Below are 20,329 nucleotides of genomic sequence, written 5' to 3'. Positions count from 1 at the left end.
CGCGCGGAGACACACGAGGGGCCATGTGAGACCGTTGTGCAAGGAAAACCCGCCCGCGGATGGGGCCGACAGCATGGGTCTCAGGGATACGGTGAACGATCGGCGAGGCGATCCGTTCGACATCACGTCGGCCGCGGTCGCCCTGGTGGACGCGCACGGCACGATCCGGTTCTGGAGCGCGCAGGCGGAGGCCCTGCTCGGTCATCCGGCGGCCGAGGTGCTGGGGCGACCCGTGACGTCCGTCCTGGCGACCCGGGAGTCTCCGGCGTCCGCGCTGTCCGGAGCCCACCGGGTCCGGGACGGCTGGGAGGGCCTGGTCACCCTGCGCCACCGGGCCGGCCATGGCGTGCAGCTCGCCGTACGGGCCTGCCCGCTGCACGCCGAGCTGGGCTCCGGCTGGCTCGCCGTGGCCTGTGACGTCACCTCCGCACGCCAGTGGGAGCTGGACCAGGCGGTGGTGCGCGGCCTGCTGGAGGAGTCGCCCATCGGGATCGGCGTCCTCGACACGGAACTGCGTTTCCAGTGGGTGAACCGGGTGCTGGCGACGATGGAGGGCCTGGCGCACCCCAACGGCTCCGGTGCCACGGACGGGCCACCGGAAGCGGGCGAGGTGCCGCCCGCCGTGGACTGGCAGGCACGCCAGGTGCTGATGTGGGGGCGGGTGACTCCGGCCCTGGAACACGTGACGTCGCCGCCCGGCATGTACCGGCGCAAGACGCAGGACCACCTCAGGCTCCGCTCGTCGTTCCCGCTGCGGGACGTCGCGGGCAAGACCCTCGGGGTGTGCCACACCGCCGTCGAGGTCGACGCCCGGGACCGGGCCCGCGAGCGGCTCGCCCTGGTCAACGAGGCGGCGCAGCGCATCGGCACCACCCTGGACCTCGACCGCACCGTGCAGGAACTCGCCGAGGTCCTGGTGCCGCAGCTCGCCGACTTCGTCGCGATCGACCTGTTCCGCGGCGTCCTCGCGGCCAAGGACCTGGCCTGCGGACCGGTCGGCCACGGCACGCTGCAGCGGGCGGCCCACCTGTCGATCCGGGACGATCTGCCGGAGACGGTCGTCCCCATCGGGGAGCCCAGCGGGTATCCGCCCGACTCCCCGCAACGCCGTTGCCTGACCACCGGCCGGCCGATCCGCGATCCGATGCTGGACGCGACCACGTGGTGGCTCGCCGGCGACCCGCAGCGCCGGGCCAAGCTGGGCCGGCTGGGCGTGCACACCCATCTGGTCGTACCGCTGCGTGCGCGGGGCGAGACCATGGGAGTGGTCACGCTGCTGCGCTGGGAGAACCGCGACCCGATCGACGAGGACGACCTGCTGCTCGTCGAGGAGCTGGTGGCGCGCGCGGCGGTGTGCGTGGACAACGCCCGGCGTTTCGTCCGCGAGCACAACGCCGCCCTCGCCCTGCAGACCAGCCTTCTGCCACCCGTCCTGCCCGATCACTGCGCCGTCGACGTCGCCTACCGCTATCTGCCGACCGATGCCGAGGCGGGCGTGGGCGGCGACTGGTTCGACGTCATCCCACTGTCCGGCGCCCGCGTCGCCCTGGTCGTGGGGGACGTCGTCGGCCACGGCATCCACGCCGCGGCCAGCATGGGGCGGCTGCGGGCTGCCGTGCAGACCCTCGCCGACCTCGACCTGCCGCCCGACGAACTGCTCGCACACCTCGACGACCTCGTACTGCGCCAGGCCGACGAGGCGGAAGCGGCCACGGACAACCCGATGGTGATCGGCGCGACCTGCGTCTACGCGGTGTACGACCCGATCTCGCGGAAACTCAACGTGGCCCGCGCCGGGCATCCCACACCCGCCATCGCCCACCTCAGCGAACCGGTCGAACTGCCCGACATCCCCGCCGGCCCCCCACTGGGGCTGGGCGGTCTGCCCTTCGAGTCGGCCGAGATCGAGCTGGAGGAGGGCAGTGTGATCGCGCTCTACACCGACGGCCTGATCGAGGCCTCGGACCGCGACGTCGACGTCGGCTTCGAGCGGCTGTGCTTCGCCCTGGCCCACCCCGACCGGCCGCTGGAGGAGATCTGCGACACGATGGTCCGCATCCTGCTGCCGGAGCACCCGCACGACGACGTCGCCTTCCTGGTCGCCCGCACCCGCGCCCTGACCCCCGACCGCGTGGCCTCGTGGGAGGTGCCCGCCGAGCCCCGGGCGGTGCACGAGGTGCGCGAGCGGACCGCGTGCCAGCTGGCCGATTGGGGGCTGGAGGACGTCGCCTTCACCACCGAGCTGATCGTGAGCGAACTGGTCACGAACGCCATCACGCATGCGTCGGGACCGATCGGGCTCCGCCTGATCCACGAGCGGACCCTCATCTGCGAGGTCTCGGACGCCAGCAACACCTCCCCGCGCCTGCGCCGGGCACGGAGCACGGACGAGGGAGGTCGCGGCCTGTTCCTGGTCGCGCAGGTCGCCCAGCGCTGGGGCACGCGGTACACGGCCACGGGCAAGACCATCTGGGCGGAACAGCAGCTGCCCGGCTGTCCCCCACCGTGAGACTCGTGGGCCCCTCGGCCCCTCGGCCCCTCGGCCCCTCGGCCCCTCGGCTCGTCGGCTCGTCGGCTCGTCGGCTCGTCGGCTCGTCGGCTCGTCGGCTCGTCGGCTCGTCAGGAGTCTTGCGGTGCACTGCCCGCGGCCGGCGGGCGGCGCGCCGATGCCGCCGCCGCTCGGCCGGACCGGGCCAGCAGGCGGTCCCGTCTGCGGGGCCACCACAGCAGGTCGGCCAGGAAGAGCACCACCACCAGCCAGGAGGCGATCATCTCGCCCCTGGTGCCCATGAGGGTGTCGTACACCGCGAGAACGACCGCGAACACGCTGACGAGCACGACGATCCAGCGGCGCGCCAGGTCCTCCTCGGCACCGCGGCGCAGGGCGTCGGCGTACTGGGCGACCGACGGCGCCAGCCGGGGGTCCCCGACCGCCTCGCCCCGGCGGGTGGCCCGTACCACGGCCGCGCGGTCGGCGGAGTTCATGTGCCGGGCCGCGGGCCAGAGCCCGGCCATCCGACGGGCCACCCGGACTCCGTAGAACAGGCCCAGCACCACGAGGACCACGAGCGCGCCGGCCCAGGACCCCGACTCCACCAGCACGAAAGCCCCGAAGAAGACCCCGGCGGCGAGCCCCGCGCCCAGGGCCCGGACCACCGGCCCGCGCGCCCACAGCCACCACGGAACGAGAATCACCCGACCACGGTGACGACGCCGCCGCACGGACGCAACGACCACGTCGGCACGTCGAGCCGAGCACACGCACACGGCGCACCGCCCGGGAACACACACGTACAGCGCGCACCACCCGGGGACACACGTACAGGGCGCGGGGCGCACCGCCCGGAGTGACCGAGGGGTGTGGTCAGTGCCGGAACCGGCCGCTCTTCGTGCGGGTCCACTGGGTGCGCGTGGCACCGAAGCCCGTCTCGTGGTCCCAGATGTGGGTGCACGAGGGGCACTGCAGGTGGAGGAGACTGCCGGTGTTGGCGAGCATGTAGCGCCAGTGGTCCGTGCACCTGCGGCCCTGCTCGCAGGTGGGGCAGCCGCGGTGGTCCTCGCAGTTCGGGCAGGTCACCCAGGCGCGGCGCCCGATGTCCGCCTGCGGGTCAAGCGGAAGCACGGCCGTCTCCGCGTCGTGGGAGGACACCCGCCGAGACGAGGAGGTCGTACACCCGTTGCTGTTCCTCGTCGAGCCCGGAGTACAGGAGGTCGTACGCCGCCTCTTCGCGACGCAGCATCTCGACGGGGTCCCAGCCGGGGCCGAGCGCCTCCATGACGTGGGCCCGCCGGACCATCTCGTGACCGGTGAGGTCGACGGCGAAGTCGACCGGCTCGCTGGGAGGGGTGGGGTCATGGGGGGACATACCACCGAACTTAGGTACGCCTTCACCGTGACGACAAGAGCAGGTGGGGCACATCACAGCAGGTCGGTGGTGCGACGGGGGCCATGTGCGGGGGACGTACGGCACCGGGTCCCGGTCCCTTGCCGCCCCCGCGCCCGGCACGAGGTGATGGCACCCGGTCGGCCTATCGGCGAGCGTTTCCCTTCCGGACACCGGTCGTTAGGCCGCACATGATCAAGAAGCTCGCATGTGTCACCGTCGTGGCCGCCGCTCTCCTGGCCGCCGCGCCCGCCGCCGAGGCCGCCGCCCAGCACCCCGTCCCGTCCTCCGGGGCTCCTGGCGCGTCCCTCCTGAACGGTCTCCTGGGATCGCTGGAGGTGGGCCACCCCGCCACCTCGCTCCAGACGCTCCTGCCCACGGGCCTCGCGGGCAGGTGACGGACGGGAACGACGTCCGGACGCCACCCGGCCACCGCGTGCCGGGAGGGCTTCGCCGGATCCGGGTCGCGCCGTTCCCCCTTACCTGACAGGTCATCGACCCCGGCACCGCCCCGGTGGCAGAGTCATGGACATCGACAGCCAGCCGACCCCGGTCCGGGAGGATGCCATGTCCGCCTACGCGATAGCCCACCTGCGGGAAGCCGCACCGCACGCTGAGATCGCCGAGTACATCACGCGTATCACGGGGACCTTCGAACCGTACGGCGGCCGGTTCCTCGTGCACGCCGGCACGCACGAGGTGAAGGAGGGCAGCTGGCCCGGACACGTCGTCGTGATCGGCTTCCCGTCGATCGAACGCGCCCGGGCCTGGTGGGACTCCGCCGCCTACCAGGAGATCGCCCCACTGCGCTCGCGGCACATCGGGGGCGACATCATCCTCGTGCCCGGGGTGAGCGAGGACTACGACGCGGCCGTGACCGCCAAGGCGATGCTGGACGGCCTGGCGGCCTCCTGAGGCACACCGTGCTCCCCCGCCCGGCCCGGGCGAACCCGTCCCGGCCGGGGTCCACCGGCCGGGGAGGTGCCGGGGTGCGCGCGGTGCCGGGCGAGAGCGACGCCCGCTCCGTCACCTTCAGCAGGCTGTCGGGCGTTCCGGCGCCCGGGTCGCCCGTCTTGCCGGAGGCCGCCGCGCCGGTCAGTGCCGACGCGACCTGGGCGGCTGTGGCGTCCGGGTGTCCGGCCAGGTAGCCGGTGGCCGCGGCCGATCTCATCACCGGCCGTTCCCGCGCGCCACCGTCAGGGCAGGATCGAGTCGACGTATCCGCCGTCGACCCTGAGGGCCCCTCCGGTCGTGGCCGATGCCTGCTCGGAACTGAGGTAGACGATCATGTGGGCGATCTCCTCCGGTTCGATCAGGCGCTGCAACAGGGACTGCGGGCGGTGCTCGCGCATGAACGTGCGCTGCGCCTCGTCCCAGGGCAGTTCGCGGTCGACCAGCTCGTAGACGAAGTCCTCGACGCCGGCGGTGTGCGTGGGCCCCGCGATGACGCAGTTCACCGTGACGCCCGTGCCCGCCGCCTTCTTGGCGAAGCCGCGGCCCACCGCGAGCAGTGCGGTCTTCGACATGCCGTAGTGGATCATCTCCGCCGGGATGACGACGGCGGAATCGCTGGCCACGTACTGCACGCGCCCCCAGCCGCGTTCGGTCATGCCGGGCAGATAGAGCCGGGTCAGCCGTACGGCGGCGAGGACGTTCACCTCGAAATAGCGCCGCCATTCGTCATCGGTGATCTCCAGCGCGTCGACGGCGCCGAAGATACCCAGGTTGTTGACGAGGATGTCCACCTCCGGCAGCAGCTCGGTCACCCGGCGCGCGCCTTCGTCCGTGGACACGTCCGCCGCCACCGGCACCAGGTCGGCGCCGGGTGCCTCGCCGGCGAGCGACTCCACCCGGTCGGCCACCCGCCGTTCGTCGCGGCCGTTGATGCCCACACGGGCTCCCGCCCGGGCGAGGGCGACGGCCGCGGCCGCTCCGATGCCCTGCGTGGAACCGGTGACCAGGGCGGTGCGTCCTGTCAGGTCGATGTGCATGAGCGGACGGGTTCCCTTCGTTCACGACCGAATACCGCAGTCCGCCAAGTGTGGGGGCCCGGCCCGGCGAACAGCGCAAGGGCGCGAGCGCGATCGGCCTTTCGGGGGCCCGACATCATCCCGGGCCCCGCGCCTCACCCCGCGGGGCCCGCGCCTCACGTCTCACACCTGAGGCCCCCGGCCTCACGTACTCCCCGCCACGGTCGTGCCGTCAGGCCGACTCCCACGGCCGGCTCCCCCTCCGCGCGGTGCCACGGTCGCCGTCAGGCCGACTCCCGCACCACGAGCTCGGGGTCGAAGACGATCGACGTCGGTTCGGTGCGCGCGCCGTGGATGTGTTCGTCGAGCAGGCGGGCCATCGCCGCGGCCATGTCCTCCACGGGCTGACGGACGGTGGTCAGCCCGGGCCGGCAGGTGACGGCGACGGTGGAGTCGTCGAAGCCGACGACGGCGACGTCCTCGGGTATCCGCCGGCCGTGTTCCCGCAGCACCTGGCAGGCGCCCTGGGCCATGAGGTCGTTGGCCGCGAACACGCCGTCCAGGTGCGGGTGTGCGGCCAGCAGGTCGGTCATGGCGGCGCCGCCGCTGCCGAGGGTGAAGCCGCCCTCGGCGACGGGGACGTGGGGGTGGCCGTGCCGGGCGAGGGTGTCGCGGAAGCCGGCCAGCCGTTCCTGGCTCGCGGCGACCGCCAACGGGCCGCTGATCGTGGCGAGTCGGCGGCAGCCCCGGGCGAGCAGGTGCTCGGCGGCGAGCCGGCCGCCGTCCCGGTGGGCCAGGTCGACATAACTGAGCGGCACCGGACGCGAGGGGCGGGCGAAGAGCACCGTGGGCAACCGGGCCCCGGCCAGGAGCGCGGGCAGCGGGTCGTCCGCGTGGCTGGAGACCACCAGCGCGCCGTCGGCCCGCCCCTGCCGCAGGTAGGTCAGCACCTCCTGGCGGGACTCGGCCGACTCGGCGAACATCAGGACCGGGTGCACGGAGCGGGGCCGCAGAAAGCCGACGATCCCGGCGACCACCCGGCCGAAGAACGGGTCCGCGAACACCCGGGCGGCGAAGGCGGCCTGGTCCTCCTCGGAGGCGTCACCGGCTCCGGACACCACCAGTGCCACGGTCTCGGCCCGGCGGGTGACCAGCGAGCGGGCGGCCCGGTTGGGTGCGTACCCGGTCCGATCGATGGCCCGCCGGACCAGTTCCTGGATCGCCGGGTCCACGTTGCGTACACCGTTGACGACCCGGGACACGGTGGCCCGGGAGACACCCGCCTCCCGGGCGACGTCCTCCAGGGTCGGGGCCTGTCTGCTCATGCCAGCACCCTAACGGCCCGGCGGTCTACGGGGATAGAGCGCTCTCCGGTGCGGGGGCCGCTCTCAGGTCCGTGCGCGCACCCGTACCTCCAGGGTCAGCGGCAGCTCGCCCGCCGAGCGGCCGTCGAGCACCCGGCAGGGTCCCGGTTCGGTGCGCCAGCCGCCCGCGCGGACGTCCCAGTGGCTCAGGGCGCGGGCCGGGATGCGCACCTGTGCGACGACCGGCTCACCGGGCCGGGCCCACACCGCCGTCCACCCGGCGAGCCACCGCCGCGGGTACTCGACGGTGGTCGTCGCGTGGCGGGAGAGGTAGACCTGCACCACCTCCCGTCCGGCCCGCGGCCCGGTGTTGCGAAGCCGCACGCGTACGGTGACGTCGTCGCCCGCCACCGGCTCCGCCGGCCCCGACAGGTCCTCGTAGGCCCACGTCGTGTAGCCGAGTCCGTGCCCGAACCAGTAGGCCGGGGTGCGCCGGGCGCGCAGCCAGCCGCGGTGGCCGGTGTGCAGGCCCTCCTCGTAAGGGAGGCGGCCGGCGTCGGGTCGAGTGCGGGTGACGGGGGCGTCGGCGAGGCGGGCGGGCCAGGTGGTGGGCAGCCGGCCGCCGGGCTCCGTGCGGCCGAGCAGCACGTCGGCCAGGCCGCCGCCCCCTTCCTGACCGGGGAACCAGGCCAGGAGCAGTGCACCGACCTCGTCCCGCCAGGGCAGTTCCACCGGGCCGCCGCTGTTGACCACGGCCACCGTGCGCGGGTTGGCCCGGGCGACGGCGCGGACCAGGGCGTCCTGGCCCGCGCCGAGCGCGAGGTGCGTCCGGTCGCGTCCCTCGGACTCGTGCTGTTCGCCGGTGCCGACGACCACCACGGCCGCGTCCGCCTCCCGTGCCGCCCGGGCGGCACCCGCCAGGGCCGCCGGGGCGTCGGGTCCGATCGGTGCCGCACTCACGACCGTGGCGCGGCCGGTGCCGGAGGCGAGTTGGCGGCGGGCGACCAGCAGCGGGGCCGTACCGGCGGTCAGCCGGGCGGTGACGGTCCGGGTGGGCGGGCTCACGTGGATCACGGCGGGGTCGTCCGTGGTGGTGGCGAACTCGCCTTGGAGGAGCGGGTGTTCGTCGAGGTGGAGGCTGAGGAGGCCGAATCCCGCGATGCCGATCCGCCAGGCGCCCGAGGTCCGCGGACGCAGCCGGGCGCTGATCTCCACGGTGTGCGCCCCCGCCGGCATCGGCGGCTCCAACTGCCGTCCGCCTGCGCGGTGTCCGGCGTAGAGCTCGGTGCCGGAGGCGTCGAGTACGCGCAGCAGCACGCCGGGGAGGGCGCTGCGCGGGTCGGAGCCGACGCCCCCGTCCAGGGGTGGGGGCGGGCCGTCCGGCGCCGGGCCGGGGACGTGCACGACCCGGGCCCGGCCGCGCAGGGCCTCCCGCAGGCCGTCCAGGATCGACACCTCGTCCTGCGGGAAGACGCCGGCGCTGCCGCCGCCCTGGGTGCGGGTGCGGGCGGCGGGCGCGCCGATGACGGCGATCGTGCGGAGGCGGGCGGGGTCCAGCGGCAGGACATCCCGGTTGGCCAGCAGGACGGCTCCGGCCGCGACGGCCCGCCGGGTCAGGGCCCGGGCCTGCCGGGGCCGCAGGTGCGGCCGGGCCGGCCGGTGCGGTCCGCCGAGCACTCCGCACCAGGCGGCCAGCCGCAGCAGGCGGCGCACCTTGTCGGCCACGGCCCCTTCCGCGACCTCGCCGGCCTCCACGGCCCGGACCAGTGCCTCGCCCCACTCACCCGCGGGCCCGGGCATCTCCAGGTCGAGTCCGGCCCGCGCGGTGTCCCGGGTGCCGCGGACGGCGCCCCAGTCGGAGACGACGACGCCGTCGAACCCCCACTCGTCCTTCAGGGGTGCCGTCAGCAGCGGGTGGGCGGTCATGGTGGTGCCGTTCAGCCGGTTGTATCCGGCCATCACCAGGCGGACCCCGGCCCGGACCGCCGCCTCGAACGGCGCGAGGTGGACCTCGCGGAGGGTTCGCTCGTCGATCCGCGCATCGACCGTCAGCCGGTCGGTCTCGGCGTCGTTGGCCACGAAGTGCTTGGCGGTCGCGGCGACGCCGTGCGCCTGCACACCGCGGATCAGGGCGGCCCCCATCCGGCCGGTGAGCAGCGGGTCCTCCGAGAAGCACTCGAAGTGCCGGCCGGCCAGGGGGGTGCGGTGGAGGTTGAGGTCGGGGGCGAGCACGACGTGCACGCCCTTGCGCCGGGCCTCGGAGGCGAGGAGACCGCCGAGTTCCTCGACCAGCCGTTCGTCCCAGGTGGCGGCGAGCGCGGAGGCGGAGGGCAGCAGGACGGACGTGGCCCGTTCGTCCCAGCTCTCCCCGCGCACGCCGGCGGGACCGTCGGACAGCACCAGCTCACCGAGACCCAGGTCCGGTTCGGCGGCGGTGCGCCAGGTGGTGGCGCCGCTGAGCAGCCGGACCCGGGAGCGGAGGGTCAGTTTGTCCAGCAGCCGGTCGAGTTCGTCCTCGTCGGTCATCCCCACCTCCTGTCGTCGCCGACCGCCCGGGTCAGCTGTAGACGCCGAACTCGTAGAGCGAGTAGCCGTAGCCCGTCCCGCGGGCGGTGCCGTTGACGCGGACGTAGCGGCCGGTTCCGGTGGCGTCGAAGTCGTCGACGCCGCCGTTGCCGTCCGTCACCGTGCGCACGGTCTGCCAGTTCTGCCCGTCGTCGGAGGTCTGCACGGTGTACGCCTTCGCGTACGAGGTCTCCCACAGCAGCTGGACGTGCCGGAACGTGGTGCGGGCGCCGAGGTCGACCCGGATCCACTGCGGGTCGCTCCAGTCACTGGCCCAGCGCGTGGTCTGGTTCCCGTCGACGGCGTTGGCGGCCGGGCAGGGGCAGTCGCCGTAGCCCGGCTGGAAGGAGGAGGCGGTGGCGGGCCTGCCGAGTGCGATGTTCGTGCCGCTCGGGGTGGGCGGGACGACCCTGAGGGAGCGGGTCTCGACGCCGACGTTGCCGTGGCCGTCCTTCGCCTTGACGTAGACCTTCCACACTCCGGGCCGGTCGGGTGCGGTGATCCTCAGACGGCCACCGCCGAGGTCGGTGAAGGGCAGGGAGGCGAGGTTCTTGCCCTGGTCGATGTACATGCTGTTGACGAGGACCTCGTAGCCGATCGGGTCCCCGTCGGGATCGGTGGCCTTGACGGTCAGGGTCAGGTCGCGGCCCGCCTGCACCCTGCCCGGGTCGCCCCCGACGGTCAGCTCGGAGATGACGGGCGGGGTGTCGTCGTGCGAGGTGTCCCCGCCGTAGGCACGCTTGACGGCGTAGTACGACAGCCGCTTCTCCCCGGCGGGCAGCAGGTTGAACCAGATGCCGCCGAAGTCGTACTCGGTGCCGTAGTGGAACATCGTGGCGCCGAGCGCGACGCCCTTGTGCCCGGTGACGCAGCCCCATGCCCGGGTGTATCCGTCGGCCTTGGCCCGGTCGCCCGGTTCCAGCGGTACGCCGTTGGCGTCGTCGGGCACCTCCCACTCGCCGGCCGGGCCCGTCTCGGTGACGATGTAGGGCTTGCCGTAACCGCCCTGCTCCCAGGCGGCCTTCACGTCGCAGACCGCGTTGTAGGAGTTGACGGCGTACAGGTCGAGGTCCGGCGCGTTCCTCTTGAAGTAGGGCCACGCGCCCACCCAGGCGTCCGTGGAGGTCACGGGGTGGTTGGGGTCGACGGCGTGGATCTTCTTGGTGACGTCGTTCACGAAGGTGGTGTAGGCGTCGCGCTGCCGCTCCAGCTCCGTTCCGCTGTAGCAGTTCTGGAGTCCGAGCACCGATTCGTTGCCGACGTCCCACATGAGAACGCCGGGGTTGTCCTTGTAGGTCTGCACCCACTTGGGGAACTCGTCCAGCATCTGGTTCTTGTAGGCGGTGTCGGTCACGTAGTCGACACAGCCGCCGCTGCCGGGGCCGCCACCGGGCTGGAGCCAGAAACCGGCGATGACCTTGACGCCGTGTGCGGCGGCGGAGTCGAACAGCGCTTTGCTGGTGGCGTCGGTGCCCCAGGTGCGGATCGTGTTGACGCCCATGGACTTCAGGTCGGGCAGGTACCGGTCGGCGTCGGCCACGGACGGGCCCCAGGTCAGGCCCTTGACCTGGTACGGCCGGCCGTCCACGGTCAGCTGCCAGTTGCCCTGGGTGCCGGTCACCTTGACGACGCTGCCGGCCGCGTGGGCCTGCGCGGCCGGCAGGGCGGTGAGGGCGCCGGCGGCCAGCATGCCGGCGGTGAGGGGCGCGGCCAGGCGGCGCGCGCGGGCGCGTGGTGGTGGGGTCATGGTGGTGGGTTCTCCGTGAGGGGTGCGGGTGGCGCGGGGAGTGGGGGCCGGCGTCGGCGGGACGTGCGAGCGGGTGGGGAGCGGGTGCCGGGACGACGCGGGGAGGCGGGGAGGGCGGGCGGCCGTTACGGCAGGCGGTAGTCGGCGTTCAGGGCGGCGCCCGCCTCGGGGTGGGTCTCGTCGTAACCGCGCGCGTCGCACTGCAGACCGCCGACGATGCAGTGGTCGACCAGCGCCTTGAGCGTGCGGTCGTCCCAGGCGTTGAAGAAGTCGTAGTGGAAACTGTGCCCGGATCCGCTGGCCAGCCGCACCCGCGACATGTCTCCGTTGACGGGGAACGCCATCTTGAACTCGATCATCGGCAGGGCCACCGGGTGGTCGGCGGGGCACATGTTGTCGTTCGTGCCGGGCTTGACCACGGGGTAGGCCATGTGGCTCCGGTGGCCGGGGGTGTCCAGGTACTTGCCGTCCCAGCAACTGGGTGCCTGGAAGCGGATGTTGAGCCGGACGTCGGCGCGGTTCGGGCAGGTCGCGGGGAACTCGGTGTTGAAGTAGCTGTCGCCGCACTCCCAGCCCTCGACGAAGCCGCGGTGGTGGCGGAACTCGTCCGCGGTCTGCATCGGGTCGCCGACGACGAACCTCAGTCCCTTGGGGAAGGGGCGGACGCTGGTGTAGTCGGTGACACCGGCCTTGTAGTAGATGACCTGCGGGCCGACGGGCAGGATCTGCTGGTCGCCGTTGTAGAGGGTGGGCATCCAGTACCCGGACAGGTCTCCGGGCGCCTTGCAGGTGGTGCCGCCCGCGCTCAGTGAGGCCGTCGAACTGCTCGCGTTGGTGGTGGTGTTGCCCATGAACGTGTGGTCGTGGGACTTACCGGGCTGCTGCGGGTAGACGATCGGGTCGTCCGGCCGGGAGTGGCTGACCGCGCAGTTGGCCTGGAACTCGTGGAAGTAGCGGTGCGGCGGCGTCTGTGTGGACGGAGTGCCGGTGACGGGCGGGTCGGCGGGGATGTAGCCGTCGCCGTCGGGGTCGTCGGGCGAGGAGGCCGTCGACAGCGCCATGGTGTGTCCGGTATGCGTGGCCGCCCCGGCGGCGGCGCGGGGAGTGGAGGACGCGGCGACTCCGGTGACGCCGTACGAGGCGAGTACCAGGGCGGAGGTGACCAGTGCGCCCGAAAGGATCTTCGATCTCCGTGACATGGGGGCTCCTCGGCAGGAGGGGAGATGGAGGACGGACGGAGCTGGGAGAGCGCTCTCCCACTGCTGGAGTGTTGGGCGGTGGCCGGAGGGTGTCAAGGCAATCGACCAAAGGATCAGCAGACCCGTTCGCTCACTTCCCGAAAGCTCGGTGGCGAGGTGACGCGGAATCAGGCACCGTACGTGCGAGTTCGGTTGCAACTCTTGACGCATCGTTCACGTCAATGAAACATCCAACGTCGAGAGAGCGCTCCCCCACCCCGCTTCGTTCATTTCCTGAACAAGGAGAGCCGCGCATGCCCCCCGCATCCCCCGCCTCGCCGTCTTCTCCCTCCACGCCTTCCTCCTCCGAATCGCCTTCCTCCCCCGCCTCCTCTTCCGCCTCCGCCGCGCCGTCCGTCGGCCGCCGGGCCGTTCTCGGTGCGGCGGCCGCCGCGGTGCCCGTGCTGGCCGGCGTGTCCACGCCCGCCCGGGCGGCCGGCGCGGCGCGCGCCTCTGTCCGCGCCCTGCCCGGTGGAGGCGACCTCGGCCCCAACGTGCTCGTGTTCGACCCCGCCACGCCCGGCATCCAGGCCAAGCTGGACCAGGTCTTCCACCAGCAGGAGTCGGCGCAGTTCGGCACCGGCCGGTACGCCCTGCTGTTCAAGCCCGGCACGTACAACGGCCTCAACGCCCAGCTCGGCTTCTACACCTCCATCGCGGGCCTCGGCCTCTCTCCCGACGACACGACGATCAACGGTGACGTCACGGTCGACGCCGGCTGGTTCAACGGCAACGCGACGCAGAACTTCTGGCGTTCGGCGGAGAACCTGGCCCTGGTCCCCGTGAACGGCACGAACCGGTGGGCGGTGGCCCAGGCGGCGCCCTTCCGCCGGATGCACGTGCGAGGCGGCCTCAACCTCGCCCCGTCCGGCTACGGCTGGGCGAGCGGCGGCTACATCGCGGACAGCCGGATCGACGGTCAGGTCGGCCCGTACTCGCAGCAGCAGTGGTACACCCGTGACAGCGTCGTCGGCGGCTGGCTCAACGGCGTGTGGAACATGGTGTTCTCGGGCGTCCAGGGCGCGCCGGCGCAGAGCTTCCCGAACCCGCCGTACACCACGCTCGACACCACCCCGGTCTCCCGCGAGAAACCGTTCCTTTACGTCAGCGGGACCGAGTTCCGGGTCTTCCTGCCGGAGAAGCGGACGGGCGCGCGAGGGGTCACCTGGGGCAGTGGCACCCCGAGGGGCACCTCCCTGCCGCTGTCGCAGTTCTACGTCGCGAAGCCGGGCGTCAGCGCGGCGACCCTGAACCAGGCGCTCGCCCAGGGACTTCACCTGCTGCTGACGCCGGGCGTCTACCACGTCGACCAGCCGATCCGGGTCGACCGGGCCAACACCGTGGTCCTCGGCCTGGGCTACGCCACCCTCGTACCCGACAACGGGTCCACGGTGCTGAAGGTCGCCGACGTCGACGGGGTGCGGCTCGCCGGGTTCCTCGTCGACGCCGGCCCGGTCAACTCCGCCACCCTGCTGGAGGTCGGCCCGGCGGGCGCTTCGGCGGACCACTCCGCCAACCCGACCACCGTGCAGGACGTCTTCGTGCGCATCGGCGGCGCGGGCGCCGGCAAGGCGACCACGAGCATGGTGATCAACAGCCGGCACACCATCGTCGACCACACCTGGGTCTGGCGCGCCGACCACGGCACCGGGGTCGGCTGGGAGACCAACCGCGCCGACTACGGTGTCGTGGTCAACGGCGACGACGTGCTGTGCACCGGCCTGTTCGTGGAGCACTTCAACAAGTACGACGTGCAGTGGAACGGCCAGCGCGGCCGCACGATCTTCTTCCAGAACGAGAAGGCCTACGACGCCCCGAACCAGGCCGCCGTCCAGAACGGCTCGGTCAAGGGTTACGCGGCGTACAAGGTCGGCGACGCGGTCACCGCGCACGAGGGCTGGGGCCTGGGCAGTTACTGCTACTACAACGTCAACCCGTCGATCGTGCAGCACAACGGCTTCGCCGCGCCGAACCGGCCGGGCGTGCGGTTCCACGGCCTGCTGGTGGTCTCGCTCGGCGGCAACGGCCAGTACGAGCACGTGATCAACGAGACGGGAGCCCCGACGTCGGGAACGTCCACGACCCCCTCCACGGTGGTGTCCTACCCGTAGGTCCTGTCTGACAATTCTCGTCGTCGCCCGAAGGGCGGCCGCGCGGCGTCAGGTGCGTGCTCTCGGCGTGCCGGCCCCAGGCGCTCGTACGGGACGTACTCGGGTCTGGGGCCGGTGCGGCGAGAGTGCGTGCAGGGCGTCGCGCGGCAGACGCGCATTGTCAGACAGGGCCTGGGGCCGGTCCGGCCGTTCCCGTCCGCCCCACGACGCGAAGTGCCGGACCGGCCTCAGGACCGGCTACGCGCGCGGGCGGGCGGGGACTTCGCCGGTGACGGCCCCTTCCGTCCGGAGCCGCCCCCGGACGGAGCAGTTCGGTGGGCGGTGATGTCGCGTGCGGGGTCCGCCGGTTCGCCGGGGGGCCGTTCGCGGTGGATCGGCGTGCGTGAGCCGGTGAGGGGGAGGCCCGTCCCGCCCCGGCGGGCGGCGACGATCTCCGCCGCGATCGACAGGGCGGTCTCCTCGGGTGTTCGCGCACCGAGATCGAGGCCGATCGGGGACCGCAGCCGGGCCAGCTCCCGCTCGCCCACGCCTTCGGCCCGCAGCCGCCGCTCGCGGTCCTCGTGGGTGCGGCGTGAGCCCATGGCGCCGACGAACGACACCGGCATGGCGAGGGCCTCTTTCAGCAGGGGCACGTCGAACTTCGCGTCATGGGTCAGCACGCACAGGACCGTACGGGCGTCGGTCGTGGTGCGCCGCAGATAGCGGTGCGGCCAGTCGACGACGACCTCGTCGGCCTCGGGGAAGCGGGCCGGCGTGGCGAAGACGGGGCGGGCGTCGCAGACGGTGACGTGGTAGCCGAGGAACTTCCCGGCCCGTGCCAGCGCCGACGCGAAGTCGACCGCGCCGAAGACGATCATCCGCGGGGGCGGCCGGTGCGACTCGACCAGCAGGGTGAGACCGCCGGGGCAGTGCGAACCGTCCGCCGAGACGTCCACGGTGCCGGTGCGCCCCGCCTCCAGCAGGGCCCGGGCCTCGGCCGCCGCCGTCCGGTCCAGCTCGGGACGGCCACCGAGGTCGCCGGCGTACGTGCCGTCGTCCCGCACCAGCAGGGCCCGGCCGAGGAGTTCGGCCGGACCGCGGGCCACCCGCACCAGGGCCGCCGGCTCGCCCCGGCCGGCGGCCGACACCGCCGCCGCCAGGACCGCCCGGTCCGGCCGCCGGCCGCTGACCGGTGTGATCAGTACGTCGATGGTCCCACCGCAGGTCAGTCCCACGGCGAAGGCGTCCTCGTCGCTGTAGCCGAAGGACTGGGTGACGCTCTCGTCCGTTTCGAGGGCTCGCAGGCACAGGTCGTACACCGCGCCCTCGACACAGCCGCCGGAGACGGAGCCGACGACCGTGCCCCCGGCGTCGACGGCGAGGGCGGCGCCGGGACCGCGCGGCGCGCTGCCGCCGACGGCCACGACGGTGGCGACGGCGAAGTCCCGGCCCTCCCGCATCCAGAGGCCCAGTTCCTCGGCCACGTCAAGCATCCGGCGCTCCCCCGTCCGGCGGCGTCCGCGTCCCGGGCCTCGCTCCACCGGTGTCCGTCAGGACGCGGTCCGGGCGGATGGGGAGGCTGCGGTGCCGTACGCCGGTCGCGTGCCAGACCGCGTTGGCGACGGCGGCCGCCGCTCCCACGACGCCGATCTCGCCGATGCCCTTGATCCCGACCGGGTCCCGCGGATCGTGGTCCTCGATCCAGTGGGCCTCGATGTGCGGCACGTCGGCGTGCGTGGCCACGTGGTACCCCGCGAGGTCGGCGCCGACGTGGCCACCCGAGGCGCGGTCCCGGACGGCCTCCTCGTGGAGGGCCATGGAGATGCCCCAGATCATGCCGCCCAGCAACTGGTTGCGTGCGGTGAGCGGGTTGACGATCCGGCCCGCGGCGAAGACGCCCAGCATTCGTCGCACGCGCACCTCACCGGTGGCGGTGTCCACGGCCACCTCGGCGAACTGGGCCCCGAAGGAATGGCGTTCGGCCGGAGGGAGGGCGCCGATGGCCGCCGCGGTGTCCGACCGCACGGTGATGCCCTCCGGCGGGATGCCGGTGCCGTGGGCGAGGCGGTCGAGCAGTTCGGCGGCGGCGGCCGTGACCGCCCAGGCCCAGGAGCGGGTGCCCATCGAGCCACCGGCGATCATCGCCGGCCCGAAGTCGCTGTCCCCGATGAGCACCCGGACGCGTTCCGGGGCGACGCGCAGCGCGTCCGCGGCCAGCAGGGTGAGCGCCGTGCGGGCGCCGGTGCCGATGTCGGCGGCGGAGATGCGGACGGTGAAGCCGCCGTCCGGGTGCGCGGTCACGGTGGCCGTGGACGGTGCGGCGCCCGCGGGGAAGGAGGCCGCCGCGGTGCCCGTGCCCAGCAGCCAGCGGCCGTCGCGGCGCAGTCCCGGACGCGGGTCGCGGTCCGCCCAGCCGAACCGTCGGGCGCCCTCCCGGAAGCAGGCGGGCAGGTTGCGGCCGGCGAACGGCAGGCCGGATACCGGCCCCTTGGCGGGTTCGTTGCGCAGACGCAGCTCGATCGGGTCGAGCCCGCACTTCTCGGCGAGTTCGTCCAGCGCCGCCTCCAGCGCGAACGAGCCCGGCGCCTCGCCCGGGGCGCGCATCCACGTCGGGGTCGGCACGTCGAGCCGTACGACGCGGTTGGCCGTGTGGTGGGCGTCGGCGTCGTACATCACCCGGGCCGCGCCGGCGCTCGATTCGACGAACTCGTGCACGGTCGAGGTGAGGCTGAGCGAGCCGTGCTCCAGGGCGCGCAGGCGTCCGTCGGCGTCGGCGCCGAGCCTGACCCGCTGGGCGGTGGGGCTGCGGTAGCCGGCCAGCGAGAACATCTGACGGCGGGTCAGCACGACGCGTACCGGGCGCTGCAGAACGGTCGCGGCCATGACGGCGGCGACCTGGTGGGCGCGGACGCCCTTGCTGCCGAAGCCGCCGCCGACGTGTTCGGAGCGTACGCGCACGGAGGCCGGGTCGAGCGAGAAGAGGTTCGCGAGTTCGCCGACGACCCAGGTGGCACCCTGGTTGGAGTCGATCACCTCCAGCCGGCCGCCCTCCCAGCGGGCGGTGGCCGCGTGGGGCTCCATCGGGTTGTGGTGTTCCTCGGGGGTCGTGTACTCGGCGTCCACGACGACGGCCGAGGCCGCCAGCTGGGCGGCGAGGTCGCCCTTCTCCGTGACCGCCGGTCCGTGGCTGTCGAGCGCGTAGGCGTCCGGGTGGCCGCTCCGGAAACCGACGTCGTGGGGCTCCTGTTCGTAGTGCACCACGAGTGCCTCCGCCGCCTCTCGGGCCTGCTCGGAGGTCTCGGCGACGACCAGTGCCACCGGCCAGCCCCGGTGCGGCACCCGGTCGTGCTGGAAGACGGCGCAGGTCGGGTCCGGCCGCGTGCCCAGCAGGCCGATGTAATCGGTGTCGAGGCGCGGGGCGTTGCGGTGGTCGAGGACCGCGAGGACGCCCGGCATGGCGAGGACGGGTTCGGCGTCGACGGCGCGGATGCGGCCGCGGGCGACCGTGGACAGCACCAGCCAGCCGTGCGCGAGGCCGTCGAAGGGGACCTCCGCCGCGTAGCGGGCGGCGCCGGTGACCTTGTCGCGGCCCTCGATCCGGGTGTGCGCGCGGCCGACCGAGGGTGTCGGTGTGGGCGTGCCGGTGGTGACGGCGGTCATCGGGCGGCCTCCTCGGCGAGTTCGGTCAGTACGGCCACCATCAGGTTGCGCATGAGGGTCACCTTGTACGCGTTGTGGGGCAGCGGCCGTGCCGCGGTCAGTTCGGCGTCCGCGGCGGCCGCGTAGGTCTCGGCGCGGGCCGGGGCGCCGATGAGGACGCGTTCGGCGGCGCGGGCCCGCCACGGGCGCGAGGCGACGGCGCCGAGGGCGAGGCGCGCGTCCCGGACGACACCGTCCTGGACGTCGAGGGCGGCGGCGACCGAGCCGATGGCGAAGGCGTACGAGGCACGCTCGCGCACCTTGCGGTAGCGGGAGTTCACGGCGGTGGGTACGGGGGGCAGCGTGACGCCGGTGATGAGGGCGCCCGGTGGCAGAGCGGTCTCGCGGTGCGGGGTCTCCCCGACGGGCAGGTAGAACGAGCCGAGCGGCAACTCCCCCGCTCCGGCGGCGGTTTCGTAGTGGACGACGGCGTCGAAGGCGGTGAGCGCGACGGCCATGTCCGAAGGGTGGACGGCGACGCAGTGCTCGGAGGCGCCCAGGACGGCGTGGTTGTGGTGGTCGCCCTCGACGGCCGGGCAACCGCTGCCGGGGACACGCTTGTTGCAGGGCTGGGTGACGTCGGTGAAGTAGCCGCAGCGGGTGCGCTGCAGCAGGTTCCCGCCGACGGTGGCCATGTTGCGCAGCTGCCCGGACGCGCCCGCCAGCACGGCCTGCGCGAGTGCCGGGTAGCGGCGCCGTACTTCGGGGTGGGCGGCCAGGTCGCCGTTGGTGACGGTGGCGCCGATGCGCAGACCGCCCTCCGGCGTCGACTCGATGTCGTCGAGCGGGAGTTCGCGGATGTCGACGAGCCGGGCGGGGCGTTCGACACCGGTCTTCATGAGATCGACGAGGTTGGTGCCGCCGCCGAGCGGGCGCGTGTCCGGGTCGGCGCCGAGCAGTGCGACGGCACCGGCGACGTCGGACGCCCTCTGATAGCCGAACTCCCTCATGCCGCGACCTCCTTCGCGCACTCGGCCGCGGGGCCCCCGTGCGCCTCGGTGTGCTTCCGCGGGGGTACCCCGGTGTCCCCGTGCGGGTGCGTGCCGGTGCCCCCGTCCCCGTACGTGCCGGTGTCGCCGCCCGGGCGCGTCCCGGTGTCCCCGTCCGGGTCCGTCGCGGTCTCGGCGGCGCGGGCCACCGCCTCGGCGATCGAGACGTACGCGCCGCAGCGGCACAGGTTGCCGCTCATCCGCTCACGGATCTCCTCGGCGGTCAGGGGTGGGGGTCCCGCCTCGGGGCGGACGTCGGCGGTGACGGCGCTCGGCCAGCCCGCCGCGTGTTCCCGGATCACCCCGATGGCCGCACAGATCTGGCCGGGGGTGCAGTAGCCGCACTGGAAACCGTCCAGGTCGAGGAACGCCTGCTGCACCGGGTGCAGCCGCTCGCCGTCGGCGACGCCCTCGATGGTGGTGATCTCCCGGCCCTCGGCGGCCACGGCCAGTTGCAGACAGGCGACGGCCCGGCGGCCGTCCAGGAGAACGGTGCAGGCGCCGCACTGCCCCTGGTCGCAGCCCTTCTTGGTGCCAGTCAGGTCGAGGCGCTCGCGCAGTGCGTCGAGCAGGGTGGTGCGGTGGTCGACGGGCAGCGTGTACCTCTCGCCGTTGATCTTCAGAGTGATGACGCTGGACGTGATGACACTGGTCGTCGATCGGGCCATGGTCAGCTTCTTTCGCGTTTCCAGGACAGATGGGGGCCGGTGGCCGGACGGATCGGCCGTCGTGGAAGGTGCGTGGTACGGGCCCGGTGCCGCAGGGCCGAGCGGTGCGGTGCGCCGGCGCCGCCGAAGGTGGGGACCGGCGACTGCCGTGAGGAGGCGTCCGTGGCTATCGTGG

15 protein-coding genes and 1 pseudogene are annotated in these 20,329 nt (G+C 73.3%); 4 read left to right on the top strand and 12 right to left on the bottom strand.

All coding sequences use genetic code 11. From position 1 onward, the window contains the following. Nucleotides 1–91: 91 nt before the first annotated feature. Nucleotides 92–2,509 carry a SpoIIE family protein phosphatase gene (locus ABVB68_RS31495; RefSeq protein WP_353604585.1) on the top strand — a complete coding sequence of 806 codons (2,418 nt, stop codon included), beginning with the start codon at nt 92–94 and terminating at the stop codon, nt 2,507–2,509. A gap of 110 nt (nt 2,510–2,619) precedes the next feature. On the opposite strand, the gene ABVB68_RS31490 is transcribed toward ABVB68_RS31495, so the two are convergent. From ABVB68_RS31490 to ABVB68_RS31480, 3 genes are all read right to left on the bottom strand, one after another. Beyond that, nucleotides 2,620–3,195 (bottom strand): hypothetical protein, encoded by a 576-nt coding sequence (locus ABVB68_RS31490; protein ID WP_353604584.1) that lies wholly within the window; start codon nt 3,193–3,195, stop codon nt 2,620–2,622. A gap of 169 nt (nt 3,196–3,364) precedes the next feature. Continuing rightward, nucleotides 3,365–3,622, bottom strand: a complete 258-nt coding sequence (locus ABVB68_RS31485; RefSeq protein ID WP_353604583.1) for a hypothetical protein — start codon at nt 3,620–3,622, stop codon at nt 3,365–3,367. Further along, a complete protein-coding gene (locus tag ABVB68_RS31480) occupies nt 3,609–3,866 on the bottom strand; it encodes a DUF6400 family protein (RefSeq protein ID WP_353604582.1) in 258 nt (85 codons plus the stop codon). The genes ABVB68_RS31485 and ABVB68_RS31480 overlap by 14 nt, the downstream gene beginning before the upstream one ends. 209 nt (nt 3,867–4,075) lie before the next feature. On the opposite strand from ABVB68_RS31480, the gene ABVB68_RS31475 reads away from it, so the two are divergent. Beyond that, nucleotides 4,076–4,282: a hypothetical protein gene (locus ABVB68_RS31475; RefSeq protein ID WP_353604581.1), complete on the top strand. Its 207-nt coding sequence runs from the start codon at nt 4,076–4,078 to the stop codon at nt 4,280–4,282. Nucleotides 4,283–4,451: 169 nt separating this feature from the next. Further along, entirely contained in the window at nt 4,452–4,799 is a 348-nt protein-coding gene (locus ABVB68_RS31470; protein ID WP_353604609.1) for a DUF1330 domain-containing protein, read from the top strand. A 281-nt stretch (nt 4,800–5,080) separates the two neighbouring features. On the opposite strand, the gene ABVB68_RS31465 is transcribed toward ABVB68_RS31470, so the two are convergent. The 5 genes from ABVB68_RS31465 to ABVB68_RS31445 all read right to left on the bottom strand — a co-directional run bounded on the left by ABVB68_RS31465 (nt 5,081) and on the right by ABVB68_RS31445 (nt 12,669). After that, nucleotides 5,081–5,875, bottom strand: coding sequence for an SDR family NAD(P)-dependent oxidoreductase (locus ABVB68_RS31465; protein WP_353604580.1), 795 nt, complete (start codon nt 5,873–5,875; stop codon nt 5,081–5,083). 263 nt (nt 5,876–6,138) lie between these two features. Next, entirely contained in the window at nt 6,139–7,179 is a 1,041-nt protein-coding gene (locus tag ABVB68_RS31460; protein ID WP_353604579.1) for a LacI family DNA-binding transcriptional regulator, read from the bottom strand. 63 nt (nt 7,180–7,242) lie between these two features. Next, nucleotides 7,243–9,684, bottom strand: a complete 2,442-nt coding sequence (locus tag ABVB68_RS31455; protein ID WP_353604578.1) for a glycoside hydrolase family 3 C-terminal domain-containing protein — start codon at nt 9,682–9,684, stop codon at nt 7,243–7,245. A gap of 31 nt (nt 9,685–9,715) precedes the next feature. Further along, nucleotides 9,716–11,470 carry a discoidin domain-containing protein gene (locus tag ABVB68_RS31450; RefSeq protein WP_353604577.1) on the bottom strand — a complete coding sequence of 585 codons (1,755 nt, stop codon included), beginning with the start codon at nt 11,468–11,470 and terminating at the stop codon, nt 9,716–9,718. Nucleotides 11,471–11,595: 125 nt separating this feature from the next. Then, nucleotides 11,596–12,669 (bottom strand): DUF1996 domain-containing protein, encoded by a 1,074-nt coding sequence (locus tag ABVB68_RS31445; RefSeq protein WP_353604576.1) that lies wholly within the window; start codon nt 12,667–12,669, stop codon nt 11,596–11,598. 293 nt (nt 12,670–12,962) lie between these two features. On the opposite strand from ABVB68_RS31445, the gene ABVB68_RS31440 reads away from it, so the two are divergent. After that, on the top strand, nt 12,963–14,819 hold the full coding sequence (locus ABVB68_RS31440) for a pectate lyase-like domain-containing protein (RefSeq protein ID WP_353604575.1): 1,857 nt from the start codon (nt 12,963–12,965) through the stop codon (nt 14,817–14,819). A gap of 227 nt (nt 14,820–15,046) precedes the next feature. Here the strand turns inward: ABVB68_RS31440 and ABVB68_RS31435 are convergent, their stop codons facing one another. From ABVB68_RS31435 to ABVB68_RS31420, 4 genes and pseudogenes are all read right to left on the bottom strand, one after another. Next, nucleotides 15,047–16,291, bottom strand: coding sequence for an XdhC family protein (locus tag ABVB68_RS31435; RefSeq protein ID WP_353604574.1), 1,245 nt, complete (start codon nt 16,289–16,291; stop codon nt 15,047–15,049). Then, nucleotides 16,284–18,458 (bottom strand): xanthine dehydrogenase family protein molybdopterin-binding subunit, encoded by a 2,175-nt coding sequence (locus ABVB68_RS31430; RefSeq protein ID WP_353604573.1) that lies wholly within the window; start codon nt 18,456–18,458, stop codon nt 16,284–16,286. The genes ABVB68_RS31435 and ABVB68_RS31430 overlap by 8 nt, the downstream gene beginning before the upstream one ends. Beyond that, nucleotides 18,455–19,447, bottom strand: coding sequence for an FAD binding domain-containing protein (locus ABVB68_RS31425; protein WP_353604572.1), 993 nt, complete (start codon nt 19,445–19,447; stop codon nt 18,455–18,457). The genes ABVB68_RS31430 and ABVB68_RS31425 overlap by 4 nt, the downstream gene beginning before the upstream one ends. Nucleotides 19,448–19,605: 158 nt before the next feature. Further along, nucleotides 19,606–20,154 (bottom strand): annotated as a pseudogene (locus ABVB68_RS31420) ((2Fe-2S)-binding protein); the annotation flags it as partial. Nucleotides 20,155–20,329: the final 175 nt, after the last annotated feature.

Source organism: Streptomyces sp. NPDC096012 (assembly GCF_040426375.1).
GTDB lineage: Bacteria > Actinomycetota > Actinomycetes > Streptomycetales > Streptomycetaceae > Streptomyces.
Note: the sequence above shows the minus strand (reverse complement) of the source record. Positions and strands in the feature narration are given on the sequence as shown.